Origin of the sequence: Bacteroides sp. An269 (genome assembly GCF_002159755.1) — a bacterium.
Taxonomy (GTDB): domain Bacteria; phylum Bacteroidota; class Bacteroidia; order Bacteroidales; family Bacteroidaceae; genus Phocaeicola; species Phocaeicola intestinalis.
Window position 1 is genome coordinate 1 of record NZ_NFJG01000013.1, and the last position, 17,940, is coordinate 17,940.

Consider the following 17,940-nt stretch of genomic DNA (forward strand, 5'->3'; position numbering starts at 1 on the left):
TAACTTAATACCCCCATGACTTTATGCGTAAACAAAGTAACACATTAAATTTTGAAGGACAAAATATTTATGTAGGAATTGATGTGCATCTGAAGAGTTGGACAGTAAGGGTTTCTTAGGGCACAGGCATGTGATATTCGAAAACGCAGACGCCTGTATCGGATGTAATAAATGTATAAAGACCTGTCTTCAAGGTGTTTTCTTCAAACCGGATGCATCGGTTTCTTGTACGATGAATATGGGGATGGCATTCCGCATAGAGCGGTTGTTGCCATTAGCATTCGTGGCATCTGCCGTTACGGGCATCGGGCTGCACATTGCCGGGCATGGTACCAGTCATGAAACGTGGCACAATTGGGGAGTAGCCCATGTGGTGGCATCTTTCATCTGGCTTTTATCGGTAATGGCTCATGTGAGGCGGCATAAGCATTGGTATAAAACTCTTGTTTCAAAGAGAGTTACGTGCAAACGCCTGATAACCTTTTTCCTGTCCATAGCCTTTTTGATTGTGGCAGTTACGGGCATCTTGCTGGTAGCTTATGTGGAAGGACCAGGCTCTTCCATAGGATTGTGGCATTACAAACTCGGCATATTGTTATGGGTGCTTTCCCTGATTCATGCTCTTTATCGGAAATAGTGGGAAATATTCGTTTCATGCCGAACCACTGGATGGTTGGTAATGTTTAAAGGGAGATTCAAGAAATATCCGGTTGACGTATTCTAGATGCTCTAGTGGCATTCCGTTACAATATTTTCAGGATTTGCTTTCATATATTAAAACAATTTTGTAATATTGCAACAATTTTAGCGAATGAAACACCTTTAAATAACACAAGAAAGTATGAGACGAACGACATTTTATCGCTACCGTTTCTTCCTGACTTTGGCAGCTATTTGGCTGCTCACTCTTGAAGGAATGGCACAAGGTGCGTATAACCGTACCATTCACGGTATCGTGACCGATGAAAATAACGAACCGCTTCCTGCGGCATACGTTAAACAGGTAGTTGAGGCAGAAGGCAATTCCATTGCCGGCATCATCACAGACATGAACGGTCATTTCAGTCTGACACTTCCCAAATCAACACAAGAAATCGAGGTTTCCTTTGTAGGCTACGAAACCCAGCGGGTTCGCCTGACGGCAGCAGTTGATTATGCCATTCACCTCCAGCCTGCTACCGAACTGCTGGACGAAGTGGTAGTGACTGGTTATCAGACCATTTCGAAGGAGCGGGCAACAGGAGCTTTCTCGAAAGTAAATGCCGATCAGCTGGAAACCCAACGCATACCGGACATCAGTTCGATGCTGGAAGGACGGGTGGCCGGATTCAGCGACGGGCAAATCCGTGGAGTCACTTCCATGAACGGACTGACTACTCCTTTGTATGTCATCGATGGTTTCCCTGTAGAGAAGACTACCAATGATGGTTACGGCAACTGGATAGAAAGCGTGCCCGACATGAATCCTGAAGACATTGAAAGTATTACCGTACTGAAGGATGCAGCCGCCACTTCCATTTACGGAGCACGTGCGGCAAACGGCGTTGTGGTTATTACTACCAAGCGTGCCAAGAAAGACCAGCTCAACATTTCATTCTCTGCCACACTTACCGTACAGCCTTATTCTACCTATGCCGACAAGTATCTTGCTGATGCTGCCACTATGATAGGACTGGAAAGAGAATGGGCAGCACAGAATCCTAATTTGCAGGGAGAAGGGGCTTCTGCTTATGCGCAAAGCCTGTTGGATGACAATACCTACACATCGCAAGGAATCCGCGCCCTGTTAGGGTATTATGCCGGAACACTGTCCGAAGCCGATATGAACGCGCGCCTGACATCACTGGCATCGCGCGGTTATCGTTATTACGATGATATAGAACGCTACGGCATGCGCAATCCTTTTACGCAACAATACAACCTGAGCATCGGTAAAGGAAGCGAACGAAACACATTCAATGCTTCGGTCAGCTATCAGGGACAACAGATGAGCGACAAGTTTTCGGATAACCGCTCCATTGGTATCAACCTGCAGAACTCGACCCAAATTACCCGATGGCTGACCTTGGAGGTAGGCACTTACCTCAATTACGGAAGCGGTACAACGCAAAGTTACAGTCTTTTCTCGCCAGGATATACGTATATGCCTTACGATGGATTGATGAACGATGACGGTACGCGGTATACCAACCGGCAGGAAGACCGTTACAACGCATCACAAATGAGTACGCTGGTTTCCAACGGGCTGTATAACCTCGATATTACGCCATTGGACGAAACTGGAATGAATCTGACAGACCATCGTAATTTCAGCAATCGTACTTTCGCTCGCCTGAGTTTTAAGTTCACCGATTGGCTGAAATATACGGCTTCGTTTCAGTATGAATATGCGAACTACACGACCGAACAACTCCAGAATAAGGAATCGTATGATGTGCGTAATACCATTAATACATACGCCTCGGCAAACGGTGATGGTACGGCTACGTTCAATATCCCTTACGGCAATATCTTCTTTACCTCGGGAAATGTAACCCATGCCTATAACTTCCGCCAGCAGCTGGATTTCGACAAGACATTCGGCGGCATACATGAGGTAACGGCACTTTTCGGAACCGAGACGCGCGAAAACAAGAATAACTTCGACAACCGTACCTTATATAATTACGACCCCGACCTGCTGACGTATTCACTCATCGACCAAGCTGCGCTCAGCACCATGGGAAGCATTTGGGGATGGGGCAGTTTCGGAACTGGGAATGTAGCATACATCAATGAACTGACCAACCGTTATGTGTCATTTTATGGTAATGCGGCATATACGTACGACGGAAAATATACCGTGACCGGCAGCATCCGTTGGGATAAAACAAATCTGTTTGCAACTGGTTCGAAATATCAAAAGCGTCCCATCTGGTCAGTCGGTGCGGCGTGGAATGTCAACCGTGAGAAATTCATGCACGATATTGATTGGATAAACATGCTTAAATTACGCTTCAGTTATGGTATCGGGGGTAATATCGCCAAAGATTCGGCTCCTTATATGACTGCTTATTATAACAATAATATGCATGTGGGCGGAATTTCCGGAACCATACAAAGTCGCCCTAATCCTGATTTGCGTTGGGAAAAAACAACCACTACCAATATCGGTATTGATTTTTCTCTTTTGAAAAACCGTCTGAACGGTTCTATCGAATATTACAATAAGAAAGGTTCCGATTTGCTTGCCAATACAAACGGTGTGCCTACCGAAGGTTGGGGGTATAGCACCTATACCATTAACAACGGTAAGATGACCAACCAAGGATTCGAACTTTCGCTTTCAGGCACCGCTATCAGCACGCGAGATTGGACATGGGACATCGGCGGCGTATTGGGATACAACAAGAATAAAGTGACATACGTCAACGTAGAAGCACCTGTTTCTTACTTGGTTATTGATTATCCTTCTGCTTATCCGCGTGTGGGGAATCCTTACAATGCCATTTATGGATATCAATGGGCGGGATTGAGCGCTACCGGTACTCCGCAAGTATATGATGCAGAGGGAAACCTGTTTACTGATATGGAACCGACTGAAATAGAAGATCTCATTTATTTGGGAACCACAGTACCTGTTTACAGTGGTGCTATCAATACTACATTGCGTTGGCGCAACTGGGAATTGGCTGCACAGTTCCTTTTCGAGGGAGGACATAAGATGCGCAATACCAATGTGGCTTATCTCTCCGGTATGGGTCCCGTAAGCAAGCGCATTGCTGACCGCTGGCAACAACCCGGTGACGAAGCACATACGGATGTGCCACGTTATATCTCTTCGGAAAGTACTCTTTACAATTACAATTACTATAATATGTACGCCCGTTCTTCGGTTAACGTTATTGATGCCAGCAATTGGAGGATGAAGAACCTTTCGCTGACTTATCGTCTGCCAAGCAGTGTATGCGACAAATTGTATGTGAAGAACGCACGCATCATGATAGGTATGGAAAACGCGTTTACCGTAGCCAAAAGTGATGATGCCAAATACTTACTGGGTGGCTATGCCAAGCCGAATTACCTCTGTGGTATTTACCTGAACTTTTAACTAAAATGATTACAGATTTATGAAACACGTCATTTACATCTATATGCTTGTATGCGGGCTGGTTTTCAGCTCCTGCAACGATTATCTGGATATTGTGCCAAAAGGCAATAAAATTCCGTCTACTCTTGCCGATTATGAAGCTCTGTTGCGTGATGAGTATGCTATCGGACAGACTTCCATCAGCAATGCCCTTTATTTGCTGAATGACTATTACGTAACGGTCTCTAACCTGAATAGTCCCACCCTGACCCGTGCTAACTATATGTGGGATGAGACTGCTGATCGTATCTTGTTGAACAATGCCGATGAAAGTACATATTATCAGCTTTATGCTGCTATCTCTTCGTGCAACCTGATTGTAGAAAACGTGCCTTTTGCCACCGAAGCCACTGATGCCGAACGTGCCGAAGTCATCGCTTATGCCAAAGTTATCCGTTCCCTTTGTTATTTCGTATTGGCAAACTATTATGCCGATACGTATGATGCGGCAACCGCCGGCGAAAAGCTGAGCGTACCCCTCATCACAAGTGCCAATATCAATGCTCCTTCGCAGCAAGTGACTATACAAGCTATATACGACTTCATCATCCAAGGAGTGCAGGAAGCAATTGACGGTGGATTGCCCGAACAATCGATGACCGTGCTTCATCCCAATCTGGGCGCCGCATACGCCCTGCTGGCACGTGTATATTTGCAGATGCAGAATTACAGCGAAGCATTAAGCTATGCCAACTTAGCTCTTGGACAAAATGACCAGCTTTACGACTGGAACGCTTATTACGATGAACATCGTTTCACGATTGAGAATCCGGAAGACTATACCGGACTACCCACACCTACCGATTACTCGTATGTGGAGAACTATTATTTCCGTTGCGGAAACGGTTCGCCAAACTACACGACCAATGAACTCAATATACCGGTAGAGCGTGCCGAACGTTTTGAAGAGGGAGATGCACGTTTCTTATCCCGTTGGAAACTTTATTCGCAAAACCAAGACACGTACTACCGTGGAGTAGGAAACGGTTATTTCAACTGGGGAGGACTGACCACTACAGAAGTTTATCTTATCAAGGCAGAATGCCAGGCACGTCTGGCACAAGGAGGAGATTTCACAGAAGCGATGAACACCCTGAACGCTGTGCGCCAAACCCGTATCCGTCCCGAAGTATACCAGCCGCTGACTGCCTCGACATTAACCGAAGCTATCGAACTGATTCGCCGTACCAAAGACAATGAACTGATATTCTCCATTGTACCCTTTGCCGATGCACGCCGCTTCAACCAAGAAGGTACGTATGCACGCACCATGACGAAAACCTACGAAGGTGAAACTTATACGCTTCGTCCGGATTCTCATCTGTGGACAATGCCTTTCCCGGCAGGTGCTATTAACAATCCCGGAAACGGAAGCATTCAACAAAACGTGTCTAAATAAAAATACATAAAACAACAAGTATGAAAGTAACAAACTTAATGCAAATCTTGCTGCTGGGAACCCTTACGGCAGCTTGTACATCCCAAGCCCCTAAAGACGGTTATCTGATAAGTGGAACGATTGAAGGACTTCCAGACAGTGCCTACGTGCAACTCATGCCAGTATGTCACGAAAAAAGTGACCCGATAGCCGACACTCTGGCAATCGGAGGCAAATTCACCTTTATCGGGAAAATGGAAGAACCCCGCGCCGTATTACTTACCGTAAAAGACGCCTACGGCTCGCGCCGCCTGATGTTGGAAAATACAGCTATCGAAATCAAAGGTGCGGTTGTATCGGAAGATGTGAATGGAACTCCCTCGTATAGTCTCGACAAGTTATCCGTAAGTGGGTCTCCCCTGACAGCCCGTTACGATTCGCTGATGGCGGTACGCGGTCGTATGGATTCTCTATTCAATGCCAACCAGCAAGAACATAAAGCTCTCCTCGATGCTATACAAGAAGCCTATCAGGCAAAAGACCAGGCAAAAGTGGCAGAGTTGCGTGCAAGCGAGGCCGGTAAGCAAATGGCAGAAGATGAAATGCGTTTCTTCCAAACCGTAGATTCTGTTTATCGCCAAACGGTAATGGAAAACAAGGACACTTACTGGGGACCGTTGCTGATGATTTCGCTCACTTCTTACATGAACGAAGGCATGCGCTCGTGGTACGAAGAACTCTCACCTGCCGCACAAGCCTCTTATTATGGAAAACTGGTGAAAGACGAACTTTACCCGACTGGTAAAATTGGTGATAAGATGCCTGAATTTATGGTAAAAGATGCATCGGGAAAAGAAATCACTCTCCAAGAACTCTGCCAAGGAAAGAAATACATCCTGATTGACTTTTGGGCATCGTGGTGTAATCCGTGCCGCAAGGAAATTCCTAATATCAAAAAACTTTATGCACAGTACGCTTCTGAAGGTTTTGAGGTAATCAGTATTTCCATTGATAAGAAAAAAACCGATTGGGAAAAAGCTGTAAAAGAAGAACAGTTGAAATGGCCTAACTTCTTGGATGAAACCGGAGTGGCAAAGCTTTACAAGGTAAGAGCTGTTCCGACCATGTATCTGATAGATGCCGAAGGTCGGATGGTCGGTGATAATCTGAGAGGAGAAGCGTTGGCAGAAAAACTGGCTGATTTATTCGATTGACTTTGACTTCATTATGCCAATATGCAGTTACGGAAATGCAATGGATTTTTTCAGATGCATTTCCGTGATTGTTTTATATACAGCCTCTGGTAAGTTGAGATAATGCATGCATATATCTGCGTGAGGATGTGTAATATGGCTTACGCTTTCATCAACTTGTATGGTATAAGTTTCTGGCTACTGTTTAGCATAAAGATAAACCTGATCCAGCAGTATGCCTTCGTCTATCGCATGTACCGTCAATCGGTGTGAAGTGGATTTGCCGAGAGGAAAAGTGATGCGTCGCACAGCTTGGTTGGAAAGGATGTTTTGCTTCCATTCTTCGCTTCTTCCATACGTGCGGTACGAAATGATGTCCGACGGCTGACCGTCTACTTCTACCCGGATGCGCAGGTCTTTTCCATTGATGGGATGAGTGGGCAGGAAGCGGAGTTCCACCTCTACTGAATCGGCACGGCAATTCTCGAAGCTGAAGGATACAGCCTCACCTTGGCGGATGCCTGCTGCTTTGCCCTCGTAGCCCAAGTGTTCCCACATCACGGGATTACCTTCAGCGGCTTCCAGTGCGTTCCATTTATAAAGGTACGGGCGGTCGGGCTTCAGTGATTCCGCAGTATGCGTTTCGGGAATGGGCAGAAATACCGCTAAGTTGCGCGGCTTGTAGTCCATAATGCCTTTCCACTTCGGCGTATTGTAGTGGCGGGTAAGGGAAACGATGCTGTCGAATGCTGCTGTGCTTTGCTTCCAGTCTGTTTTGCCGTGACGTGCCAGTTGGGCGTAGAGGCATTTCTTGTTCATTTGGGAAGCTCCCTGAATGGGGTATTGTACTAGCTGGTAATACGTAGCCTGTTTGGTTTCAGGCATGAGTCTGCCCCATATAGCAACTTTGTCTTCCAGTTCCTGATAGGCGGCAAGCCGTGTGTGGATAAACGATTCGCTCCACGGCAGATCACTTACTATTTTGTACTGTGGGTCTTTCTCCTCAGTGCGTGTGCCTCCCATGAATTCCGGCTTGCGGATATGGGCAAGGCGATAGTGCTCTTGCATCATCGGAAGCAGGTAGGAGGATGCCTGAGTACCGAACTCGCGGGCAAGAAAGTTTTGCAGATGTCGGGTTACTCCTTCCTGTTCTATCTGGTTTATATTCCAAGCCATGTCCATAAACAATTCTATCTGATATTCGGCAGGTTTGATATCTCCTACATTTAGAATCCACATCTTACGGATGCCGCGGTCGTAGGCGGTCTTCATCTGTTGGTAGATGAGATATGGGCTGAGGGTGGATAGCCACAAATAGTCGTGTGGGCGCCCCCAGTAAGATATGTGGTAATAGATACCGTTGCCGCCCGGGCGTGCCGCTTCTTCTGCAGTAGGGAAATGGGTGATATATCCGTAATTGTCATCGCACCACATCAGAGTCACGTCTTCGGGTACTTCCAACCCTGCATTGTACACATCGAGTACTTCTTTATACGGTATCAATACTTGTGGCACGCGGGTTACATCGCCTTTGTATTTCGCCAGCAGTGCCCGCTGGTCTTTCAATATGTCGGTCAGTGCCCGCTTCTGTTCGTCTACGGTCTTGGCACCTAACATTCCGCTATCGTGTATGCCACGCATGCCTAACGTATAGATGTCATCCGATTGGCGGAGCAATTTTACCCGTTCTTCCCAAAAGGCTAGCACGTTTTCGCGATTGGTCAGGTAATTGTAGTCGCCTTTGCCCACGCGTCGCCATTCACCGTTGGTATTGCGCATCATTGGTTCGCAATGTGAAGTGCCGAGGTAGATGGCGTAACGGTCTGCTATTTCTTTGTTGCCTTCGGTAAAGAAGAAAGGTACCGAACATTCGTGCATTGCCGGCCAAAAGGTATTGGCACGCAGGCGTAAGAGCAGTTCGAAAATGCGTGCATGGGTTTTCGGACCGATTTGTCCCTTTATATTCGAAGGTTCGTGGTTGGTGTAGCTCCAAGGCATCAGTCCCCAGTCTTCATCGTTGATGAAAATGCCCCGGTAGGGTACCGTCGGATAGTCCAGCTTGCAGAAGCCCGCTTCGATGCGCCATTCCGTTTTTTTCTCCGGTGTAGCGTCTGCCCACCATTCCCAAGGCGATACGCCCAGCATACATGAGAGTTCTAAGATGCCATATGCTGTACCTCGTTTGTCGCTACCAGCCACCAATAGTTTTCCGTTTTTTAATACTTTAATGAAAAAAGCCTCCGGATGTCCGTCCAGGCAAGAAAGGTCTATCCCTTCTCTTTTTGCCACTTTTTCCAGAAGTGTACTCTTTCCTTGCGTTCCTATATAGATATCCCCTTCGGTTTCCATAACCGAGAAGGGTTGCGAAAGTACGGCTTCGCAATCCCGTTTCAGTAAGTCCAATGCAACCTGCACTACGGGTTCTTCACCTGATGCACAAGCCACATTCATCGTGCTACCTGTTTTCCATACAAAGTCTGTTGCTCCCAAAGCGCAAGAGGCAAGCCAACAGCACACAACAGTTAACCATAGTTTTCCCATAATTTCTTTATTGATGTTTTCTGCAAAGGAAAGGCATTTTCCAATATCCGTACATGGATTATTGTGCCTTTTTACTGGGAATTTGTGCATTATTGATGTTTGGTCTTTATTGCAGTACGTTTTTTCGGGAACTTGTTGAGGATAATGCGGTATGAACAAAAAACAGGAATGAGTGTTATGTTGTTTATAGGATGAATTGCTTCTATGATATGTATGTTATTTTGCTATTTTTTACTGTATTATGAGACGATTTTTGTTTGGCTTATGTCTTATATCTTGTTTGCATGTCAGGGCACAGGAAGAGAAACAACAGGTTTGGGGATGCGATTTGTATGCATCGTTTGACAATTACGGATGCTGGAGTGTGGAACCATCCGTCACATTCCGTCCTGTTTGTTATGCGGGGGTGTCGGTGGGTATGTTTTATAGTAGGCCATTTGTCGCAGATTATTCATTCAACGGGGTTACGTCTGATAACCGTTTGCGGTGGAGTGTGGAAGATGTGGAAAGCATCGGAGAAATATTTGCCTTTCGCTCTTCTCTCAGCCTGTTTACACCTCCTGTGCTTTTGGGCAGTGATAAAGAGTATGCACTTTATCTTACGGTATCGCCTGGTGCTACCGTTCCTTTTGTTGCAGATCGAAGGGTAGTCATTGATTATTATCCTAATCAAGCTGGAGCCTGGACTGCCATTCATCAGGAATCGATAAAAAATAGAGGGGCACGTAAAGTGTTTTGGCATATACGTACAGCACTGACTTTGGAAGTTGATGAACATCTGGCTTTTTTGCTGGCTTATACGTGTTCCGATTTTGATCCTTATGCTTCTTTCCGTAATTTGGTATGGGAAGGCAGGTGTTTCGAGGCAAAGAAGCACAGATTGTCGCATATGGTTTCGATTGGAATAGGTATTCGTTTCTGAAGTTTATATACATTAGACAGGCTTGCATCTCTGTATGGTAGAATATGGTATGGATGTTCTTTAGATTAGTCCAATAAGGATGCGCAAAATGAATATATACTTACTTTGCCGTTGCAGTTATCTTCGTAGGCTGTAGCAGTTATCTGAAATTGCTTATGAATATATCTTCGTTTTGCAGACATGTTAAATAGAAGGGATGTTCATAAATTGTTGAAAAAGCAAAGTGATGACATTGTTTTTTTGTCCCGTCTGAACAAAAAGCGGTTATCGGTTGTTGTATTGCTGGTGCCGGAAAAGAGTTCCGGCCGTTTGTAATTGATTGACTATTTATTTAATCAACCAACTGACAAAATGAAAAAAAGTTTTTGGATTACGTTCTTATGCAGTCTGATGCTGACGGCTTGTAGCCGGGAAGAATGGATGAAACCTCCAGGAGGGGAGGGAAGCAAGGCAGTCTTTGTCTTGCAATGTGCCGATTATGAAGGTGAAGATGTTCCGTCACGCCTTGTTACAAGCAAGGGCAGGACATACGACCGTGTTGTTTTTTATGTAGCGGACGAGGCAGGGCGTGTAGTGACCAACCTGAAAGGATTTTATGATTATGCAGCTTCAGAAATACACCTTGAAGGTTTGCAGGAAGGAGATTATACCTTGCTGGTATTGGGTATCCGGGGGGATGCCGGACAAGATGGGGTTTCTATCCGCGAACTGAATAATGTATCCGAGCCTTGGCTGATATTTCCTGCTCAATTGTCGAAACCGCTGGAAGCGGATTATTTCTATTCACGTACTTCTTTTTCTGTTTCCCGGAAACTGGGTGTAGACGGAGCCGAGATTATTGTTTCGGCACCTGGGCAGATTGTGCAACGGCGGATAGCCGGCAGGGTGGACTTTTCGTTCGCTTTTCGCAATCCTTACGTGCGTACCGCGGTCGTACACAAGGAAGTGATATGGGATGCAGTGTCTTTTTATACGACTCTTTCGGGCGACGGTTCGCTTTCGGACGAGGTGGATATGCAGCCTGCGGTCTGGCCGCTTGATTCGGTAGCTTCTTTTTGCTTGCCTCCAGCTTCCGGTGAAGTGCCTCTGCAGGGAACGGTCACGGTATTGACACGCGATTATCGGAAAAATCAGATAGAGCGGACGTATGATTTTACCGTCGATTCGTTGGTTTCAAACCGTATTTATCGGGTGCATACTCCGGTTGTACATCCCGATGATAAGGCAGGAGTGATGTTTGTTACTCCAATGGCGTATGAAGAAGGCGGGCACGCGAAAATCTTGCAAGATGAAGAGCGGAAAGAAATCTATACGGATACCCGCCAGCGTTCGTTCGACACTTCTCAGCCTTTACAGGTAGAGATAACCGATGACGGGCGTTTGCACATGCGCTTTTATTCACCGCGTGATTTGAGTGATGTGCTGGTGCGTGCCCGTTTTCCTTCGGTGAGCGATGAATACATTGACTTGGCTTACTTTGATACGGTACCGGCTTTTGCCGATTTTTACGGTCAGATTCCGCTTTTCACTTCAGAATGTATGTATCGTACCGTTTCGGGGAAATGGATAAAAGTGCCTCCGCAACCGTTGACGGCTGCCCTTGATGCCAGTTACGAAGTGATTTCGGGCGATGCTTATTGGGAAAAACTGCAAGCCATCCGTCATGGTTGGAAGGTGACTTTCAACCTGTATGGAGGTGATCCCGACCAGCCTAATGGCGGACCGGCAGGAAACTGGATGGGAATCCGTCCGGTGCATTGCCGTGAAGTGGTGGCGTTTTTCCTTAATTTCACCTATATGATTGATATGCAAGAACACGAGGATATCTTGCGTGCCAACGAGGACCGTCTTTACGGAAATGGAGGAGTAACCGACAAGGTAAGTGCTGAAACCGTATTGAAACAGATGCGCCAGCCTCGTTCATTGCGGGTAGGATTGGTCTATACGGGAAATGGAGTGCTCGGGTTGGGCGGAGGCGATGTGTTTGGGGCGTATCAGGGTGCTTGGCTCAGCCATTATACCGATACGTATGCCTGCGAGGTGATGTTTCACGAACTGGGGCACGTTATGGGGTATAGCCACGATAGTGCGTTCACTTACGGACCGTGGGCACAGGAGCTGATGAATCAGTTTTATGTAGACCATTTGTATTTGATGCCTATTGATTCGCCTGATTATCTGAAAAGCAAACAGAGTCCGGCTCTTTATAAATAATGAGTAGTTTAAAATGTAAGGAGTTATGAAGAAAAAGAGAATCATTTTATATGCATTGGGAGGCCTGTTGCTTGCAGGCTGTACCCGGGAAACGATGTCGGTCCCTTCGGTGTCGGAAGGAAAAATCATTGCCCGTGTGTCGGTGGATGATTTGGAAGGGAATGGGATAGAGCAGGATGCACGTATCCTGACGATACAAGGATATCGGTTTGAAGGGGAGGTGCTGAAAGAAATCATTACTTCATTCCGTGCGGGAGAAGACGGCAGCTATATCTTCCAGCCCCAAAGGGCGGAAGGAGAAATCTGCCTGCTTGCCAATGCCGGAAAGGTAAGGAATTTGCAGGAGGTGTTGCCTGATGTAACAACCAAATCAGAGTTTCTGAAACTAAGTGCCGATAAAGATGAATTGGCATCCGAAGAAGGTGGTCTGGCAATGAGCGGATGGATGAACCCGAACGGGATTTCGTCGGGGAAAAGCGAAGTATCGCTGAGGCGTAGCGTGTCGCGGATAGACCTTTCTTCTTTTGATAAAGGAGTAAAGGTACACCGTGTTACGGTTTCCCATATTTACCGGCAAGGTTATTTGAATGGTCAGGAATCGGTAGAAACACCAGATGGTGCCTCTACGTATGATTTTCGGAAAGAATATGTAGCTTTTGAGAATGGTAGTGAATGCTTGTTTTATTTGCCCGAACAGACAAATAACAAGTTGCAGGTGGAAATACTGGCTTCGTTCGATGGAGCGCAGCATCGGTTGGAAACTTCTTTGCCTGCCGCAATCCGGCGCAATGTGGTTTATACACTCTCGGTTTATGGAAGAGGGGGAAACCTGTCGGTATCGGTGACCGAAGACAATTGGCAAGCTGGTGGTGAGACAGAGTCCGGCCTTCAATTGAATGGGCTGGTCGATGTGGATGCTTCCCGCTTGTCGGAAGGTGTCCGTGTCAACCTTTCGAGAGATACGGTATTCATTCCTTATACACGTTCCGATTCACATCTGGTATTGCTGGGAGAATCCGGGGCGGATGTAGAAATAGAAGGGCAGGTAGACGGGGTTGTTGTACAACGGGTGGCAGGCAGGGGGCTGCAACCAATAGCCGACATATCTGTTTCGACCAGTATGCGGATGCCCGGAACAGAAGAGGAATATATATACTTGGAGGTATATCGGCAAAACGTGTATGCGGGCAGAGTCGTTTTGGTGGTCGAACCCAGTCCCATCCGACTGGAAGGACAAATCAAGCTGAACGAGCAAGGGATATGCGATTTCGACCGTTATGTTGAGGGTGAATTGGGGCGTTTGACTCTTCCTGCCGGCAAGATAGCCGGTATGGAGTTTGATTCTGGCACTTCCCGTTGGATAAAGCTGACGCCCGACGGAGAAACTTACCGCATCGTAGGCGGATGGAAACCGAACGACCCTCAGGCGGACGGACGTGTGCAGGAAGGCAGGTTGGTCATATCTGATGCAGATGGAAAGAACCGGGAAGTATATGTGATACGCCGGCGAAACTGGGGGCTTCCGGTGGTGAACATCAACGGTACGTGGTGGTGTAAATACAATTTGCGCGGAAATGTGAAAACATTCAGCGACCAGATATTGGCCGGTACAGATCCGGCAAAGGAAATAGACTTGGCAACTTATTTGAACACGTGCGACGAAAACGAACTGTTGCATTTGCTGGGATATCAGTATCAGGCAGGTTATCCCGACGGATATCCGTTGAAGCACAACGAAACGGCTTTTTATTATGAAGGTATGCGAAACTCTGCCGAAAATTTCGGTCTGTTATCTTCCGAAGAAATGGCTCCTGAAGGATATCAGATACCTGATTACGATGATTATGCCTTTTTTACCCGGAATACGGATTTCAATTTGGGCGGACAGGGAACGCATACGTACCGGAACGCGGCAGGGCAGGAGCTGACGGTCACGATAACCGAACGGGAAGTATCGTTCGAAGGGCATCTGTATGGAGTAATTGCCTTTTATGAGTTTCAGTACGAAGGTGCCCGCTGGGTACTTTGTGGGTTGGGACATCAATGGAACACCACTCCTGGAAACATTGCCCGGATGTCGTTGTTGCTTGCCACGCATGGGCATTCTTCGAACACGTGGGTAATGGAAGGATATGCGCATACAGAAAAACCGGGTGAGAACTGGTTGAAGTATGTGCCGCAGAACAATACAAAAACACGTACGATACGTTGCATAAAGAAACCGGTGGAATATATATATGAATAAATGAATGTTGAACAAATGATTATCAAAAACAAAAAGTGTATGAGAAAAATGACAAACGCGAAAACAGTATGGATGGGAAGTTTATTGTTTGGTATGTTCGGAACAATGGCTTGTGCCGATTCTGAGCATCCCGGTAATGAAGAAACGGCTGTAAGGCCTGTTGTCAAAGCCAGAGTAGCAGGTTATGACCAGCTGGCTGACACTGTAGACGGTGAAGACAAGGTAGAGCATATACAGGCTTGTCAGTTTATCGGAGGAACATTGGCTAAGGTGTATGACGACTTGGCTTTCGATGGTTCCGCTTTCAATTTACAGTTGACCGATTATGAAGGGGCGCTGTATGTGATTGCCAATACCGAAGGAATGATTGATTTGAACGCATTGCACGACCGGCGCATCACCGAAGACGAATGGAAACAGACCGTGCTGAACTTGAAGGAAGGGAAGGAGGTGCACTTCTTTAGCGGCAGTTTGAGTCTGGATAGCTTTGACAAGTCGCAGACCGAGCTTCCCTTGTCGATGAAACGAGGAATGGCACGCTTTGACATTGACCTGCAAACGGCAGGTACGGCATCTGTCGAAAGTCTGACATTGAAGAATGTGGCACGTTCGGTTTATCTGTTTGCCAATCCGGATGCCCATTCGCCCACAGGAGTAGAGCGCAAGGATACAACGGTCGTATTCTCCCGGCCGCTTACGGCAAATACTCCTGGTGTGTTGTACGTGTACGAGCAGGCAAATGAAGGGCTGGAGGTAAGTGTTACCGCAGTGATTGACGGCGAGCGGAAGACACTGACCAAGGTTTTATCGGAACCTGTGATACGCAATACAGTCAATAAGATTATCGTGCGTAAAGACTATATCAGTGTGAATCTGAATGTGAGTTTCGATGAATGGGAGCCAGGCAATGATACGGAACTGGAAGCGAAACATGCTTCTTAAACGTTTAAGGCATGTTTATGAAAACAAGGTTATATACAATCGGTTTGCTCTGTAGCCTGCTGTTTATCTCTTCCTGTTCCGACAGATGGGAACCGGAGGAAACTGTTTCCTCCGGGACAGCGGAACTATGTATCAGCAGATCTTCGTTTCAGGTAGCTGGAAAGCCGTCTTTGCTTTCTGGAGAAGACGAGATAACATCGCTTAGGGCATACCGTTTCGAAGAAGGCGTTTTGCAGAAAGTGTATGAGCCGTTATCGGTCGGGGAAGATGATTATCGTCTGCCGCTCGACCGGCTTTCGGGTACACTTTATGTAATAGCAAATGAAGAACCTGCGTGTGAAGAAGGAACGACAAAAGAAACAGATTGGTTGCAAACTGTACTGACAGCTGACCGGCACCGGATATCGAATTATTTTACCGGAAAAGCAGACTTGTCAGGCAAGATGGGAAAGGCTGTTTCAATACCGTTGGCTTTAACGCGTGGAGTAGCCCGTTTCGATTTCCGGATAGAAGTTCCGGAAGGGACGGTATCGGTGAAGCGTTTTGCGGTGAAACAAGTGGCACGGCAGGCTTATCTTTTTCCAGGGGATGCAGTGCGTTCGCCCGAAGGGACAGCCAAGGAAGACTGCATCATCAGTACGCCGGATGCGCCCCTGACACGCGATTCGTTAGGAATACTGTATGTGTACGAACAGGCTAATCCGGATTTGTCGGTGAGTCTGGAAGCAGAAATAAATGGCAAGGTGTATGCTTTCGAACAGCCGTTGCCGTCAGATATCCGGCGCAATACGGTATATGCCATCGTATTGCGGAAAGACGTTCTGCAGGTTGATGCACAACTGACGGTGGAAGCTTGGGGAGAGGGAGATAGTACGGCAGCATATCCCGACCTGACTGCCCCTCCGCAAGTAGATGCCGCGGCGTCAGAATTGCCTGCCGGAGCCGAAGTGACCGCAGGGAAAGATGGCGTGAATCTGCCATACGGACCTGTAGAAATGGTACTGGCAGTAGCGTGTGACGATGAATTGGAATTGCTCCCGGTAGATGCTTCGGCATCGTTGGAAGTGGAGCCGCTTGCCGGTCAGGGGCTGTTTGAGGGCAGACAGCGGTTCCGTATCCGCAAGCCGCTTTTCCCTCCCGAACAGCCACCTGTCGAAACCGCTCTTCGCTTTCGCCGTAAAGGAATGCAGTACGTGTATCCTGAAGATGTAATCACGCTGAGGCTTGCCGGGAACCCCAGCCGGCTTTCGGGAAAATTGCAGTATGCCGTCGGGATGTATGCCTTCGATTTCGACCGTTATATAGATAATGAGCTGGGTGTATTTACATTGCCTGCAGAGAAAGAATTGACGGTGGAATACGAAGCAGGCGAAGATGCGTGGATAAAGCTTGACCCTGTTTCTGTAAGAAGCGGAGAAGGTGCGTATCGGGTACTGGCAGGCTGGCGCCCGAATGACGTTACGGCAAACGGGCGCAGGCAGTCGGCTACGCTGGTCATCCGCAACCGTGCCGATGGCTCGCAGCGCGAGGAATATACCGTGTCTCGCCGCAACTATGGATTGCCAGTGACGTGGATGCACGGCATCTGGTGGTGCAAGTACAATGCCCGTGGTGATTCCCGCTCGTTCGAAGACCAGGTGCTTTCGTCCGATGATCCGGCGCGCTGCGCAGGCCAGACCGTTTTCGAGTACTTGGGAGCGTGCCCGCCCGAAGCGTTTTTTGATTTGTGGAAATGGGCATATCAGGGCGACAGCGGCACAGGTTTGCAGGTAATAGACAAAAACGGTACGGCAGCATTGGATGGCTACAATCACCAGGTGTCCGTGCATATCAACCGCCTGCCTGCCGATGCGCTTGCCCCCGAAGGTTACGAACTTCCGTCGATGGAAGATTTCAACCGCATCTTTGACGCAACCGATTATGTATGGGTGATGTGGAACGGCACGCACACGCTGCGCACTCCGTGGGAAGGACACAGCCAGGTGAAGCGGCTGCAGAAGCGGAGAAACGATGTGACGGTAGGCAATGTAGCCTTGCCCAGCCTGATTCTCATCGAGATGTGGAGCCCCGATTTCCCCGAGCATGAACCGGTTACGTGGTATGGCGTGGCATCGCAGTGGAACGACAGCGAAGGTGTCTTTCATAACGGGCATTACAACAATATACTCTTTGGCGTACACTCGCCGGAAGGTACAGGTTGGTTTATTCCCGGGAAAAACGATGCGCTTTATTTGCATAAGAACGGCGGCGCAGCCAAGGACACGCGCGTGCTGCGTTTCCGCAAGTCGGAGGTGGAGTATGTGTATTGAATACCTTACTTGATTTTGATAAAGAAATTAGGTAAGAGCATATAGGTTCATCTGGTGTAAGATTATT

At 47.4% G+C, this 17,940-nt stretch carries 10 protein-coding genes; 9 read left to right on the plus strand and 1 reads right to left on the minus strand.

Annotation, left to right across the window (positions count from 1 at the left end; all coding sequences use genetic code 11):
* Positions 1-130 precede the first annotated feature (130 nt).
* The 4 genes from B5F71_RS04415 to B5F71_RS04430 all read left to right on the plus strand — a co-directional run bounded on the left by B5F71_RS04415 (position 131) and on the right by B5F71_RS04430 (position 6,721).
* Positions 131-637 (plus strand): hypothetical protein, encoded by a 507-nt coding sequence (locus B5F71_RS04415; protein WP_143269843.1) that lies wholly within the window; start codon positions 131-133, stop codon positions 635-637.
* A 204-nt stretch (positions 638-841) separates the two neighbouring features.
* Positions 842-4,090 (plus strand): SusC/RagA family TonB-linked outer membrane protein, encoded by a 3,249-nt coding sequence (locus B5F71_RS04420; protein ID WP_087207971.1) that lies wholly within the window; start codon positions 842-844, stop codon positions 4,088-4,090.
* Positions 4,091-4,109: 19 nt separating this feature from the next.
* Positions 4,110-5,528 carry a RagB/SusD family nutrient uptake outer membrane protein gene (locus B5F71_RS04425; RefSeq protein WP_087207973.1) on the plus strand — a complete coding sequence of 473 codons (1,419 nt, stop codon included), beginning with the start codon at positions 4,110-4,112 and terminating at the stop codon, positions 5,526-5,528.
* A gap of 20 nt (positions 5,529-5,548) precedes the next feature.
* A complete protein-coding gene (locus B5F71_RS04430; RefSeq protein ID WP_087207975.1) occupies positions 5,549-6,721 on the plus strand; it encodes a TlpA disulfide reductase family protein in 1,173 nt (390 codons plus the stop codon).
* 177 nt (positions 6,722-6,898) lie between these two features.
* Here B5F71_RS04430 and B5F71_RS04435 read toward each other — a convergent pair whose 3' ends face one another.
* A complete protein-coding gene (locus B5F71_RS04435; RefSeq protein WP_087208022.1) occupies positions 6,899-9,241 on the minus strand; it encodes a glycosyl hydrolase 115 family protein in 2,343 nt (780 codons plus the stop codon).
* Positions 9,242-9,482: 241 nt separating this feature from the next.
* On the opposite strand from B5F71_RS04435, the gene B5F71_RS04440 reads away from it, so the two are divergent.
* The 5 genes from B5F71_RS04440 to B5F71_RS04460 all read left to right on the plus strand — a co-directional run bounded on the left by B5F71_RS04440 (position 9,483) and on the right by B5F71_RS04460 (position 17,873).
* Complete coding sequence (locus B5F71_RS04440; protein ID WP_143269844.1) at positions 9,483-10,163, plus strand: hypothetical protein; 681 nt, start codon at positions 9,483-9,485, stop codon at positions 10,161-10,163.
* A 351-nt stretch (positions 10,164-10,514) separates the two neighbouring features.
* Entirely contained in the window at positions 10,515-12,377 is a 1,863-nt protein-coding gene (locus B5F71_RS04445) for a hypothetical protein (protein ID WP_087207979.1), read from the plus strand.
* A gap of 25 nt (positions 12,378-12,402) precedes the next feature.
* Positions 12,403-14,622 (plus strand): hypothetical protein, encoded by a 2,220-nt coding sequence (locus B5F71_RS04450; RefSeq protein WP_087207981.1) that lies wholly within the window; start codon positions 12,403-12,405, stop codon positions 14,620-14,622.
* Positions 14,623-14,661: 39 nt separating this feature from the next.
* Positions 14,662-15,564 (plus strand): hypothetical protein, encoded by a 903-nt coding sequence (locus B5F71_RS04455; RefSeq protein WP_140399969.1) that lies wholly within the window; start codon positions 14,662-14,664, stop codon positions 15,562-15,564.
* Positions 15,565-15,581: 17 nt separating this feature from the next.
* The gene (locus tag B5F71_RS04460; protein ID WP_143269845.1) at positions 15,582-17,873 is read left to right on the plus strand and encodes a hypothetical protein; all 2,292 of its coding nucleotides are present in this window, start codon (positions 15,582-15,584) and stop codon (positions 17,871-17,873) included.
* The last annotated feature ends 67 nt before the right edge of the window (positions 17,874-17,940 follow it).

Excerpts from the sequence above, each read along its gene's own strand:
- B5F71_RS04420 (WP_087207971.1), top strand. The coding sequence starts at position 842 with ATGAGACGAACGACATTTTATCGCTACCGTTTCTTCCTGACTTTGGCA.
- B5F71_RS04425 (WP_087207973.1), top strand. The coding sequence starts at position 4,110 with ATGAAACACGTCATTTACATCTATATGCTTGTATGCGGGCTGGTTTTC.
- B5F71_RS04430 (WP_087207975.1), top strand. The coding sequence starts at position 5,549 with ATGAAAGTAACAAACTTAATGCAAATCTTGCTGCTGGGAACCCTTACG.
- B5F71_RS04435 (WP_087208022.1), bottom strand. The coding sequence starts at position 9,241 with ATGGGAAAACTATGGTTAACTGTTGTGTGCTGTTGGCTTGCCTCTTGC.
- B5F71_RS04440 (WP_143269844.1), top strand. The coding sequence starts at position 9,483 with ATGAGACGATTTTTGTTTGGCTTATGTCTTATATCTTGTTTGCATGTC.
- B5F71_RS04445 (WP_087207979.1), top strand. The coding sequence starts at position 10,515 with ATGAAAAAAAGTTTTTGGATTACGTTCTTATGCAGTCTGATGCTGACG.
- B5F71_RS04450 (WP_087207981.1), top strand. The coding sequence starts at position 12,403 with ATGAAGAAAAAGAGAATCATTTTATATGCATTGGGAGGCCTGTTGCTT.
- B5F71_RS04455 (WP_140399969.1), top strand. The coding sequence starts at position 14,662 with ATGAGAAAAATGACAAACGCGAAAACAGTATGGATGGGAAGTTTATTG.
- B5F71_RS04460 (WP_143269845.1), top strand. The coding sequence starts at position 15,582 with ATGAAAACAAGGTTATATACAATCGGTTTGCTCTGTAGCCTGCTGTTT.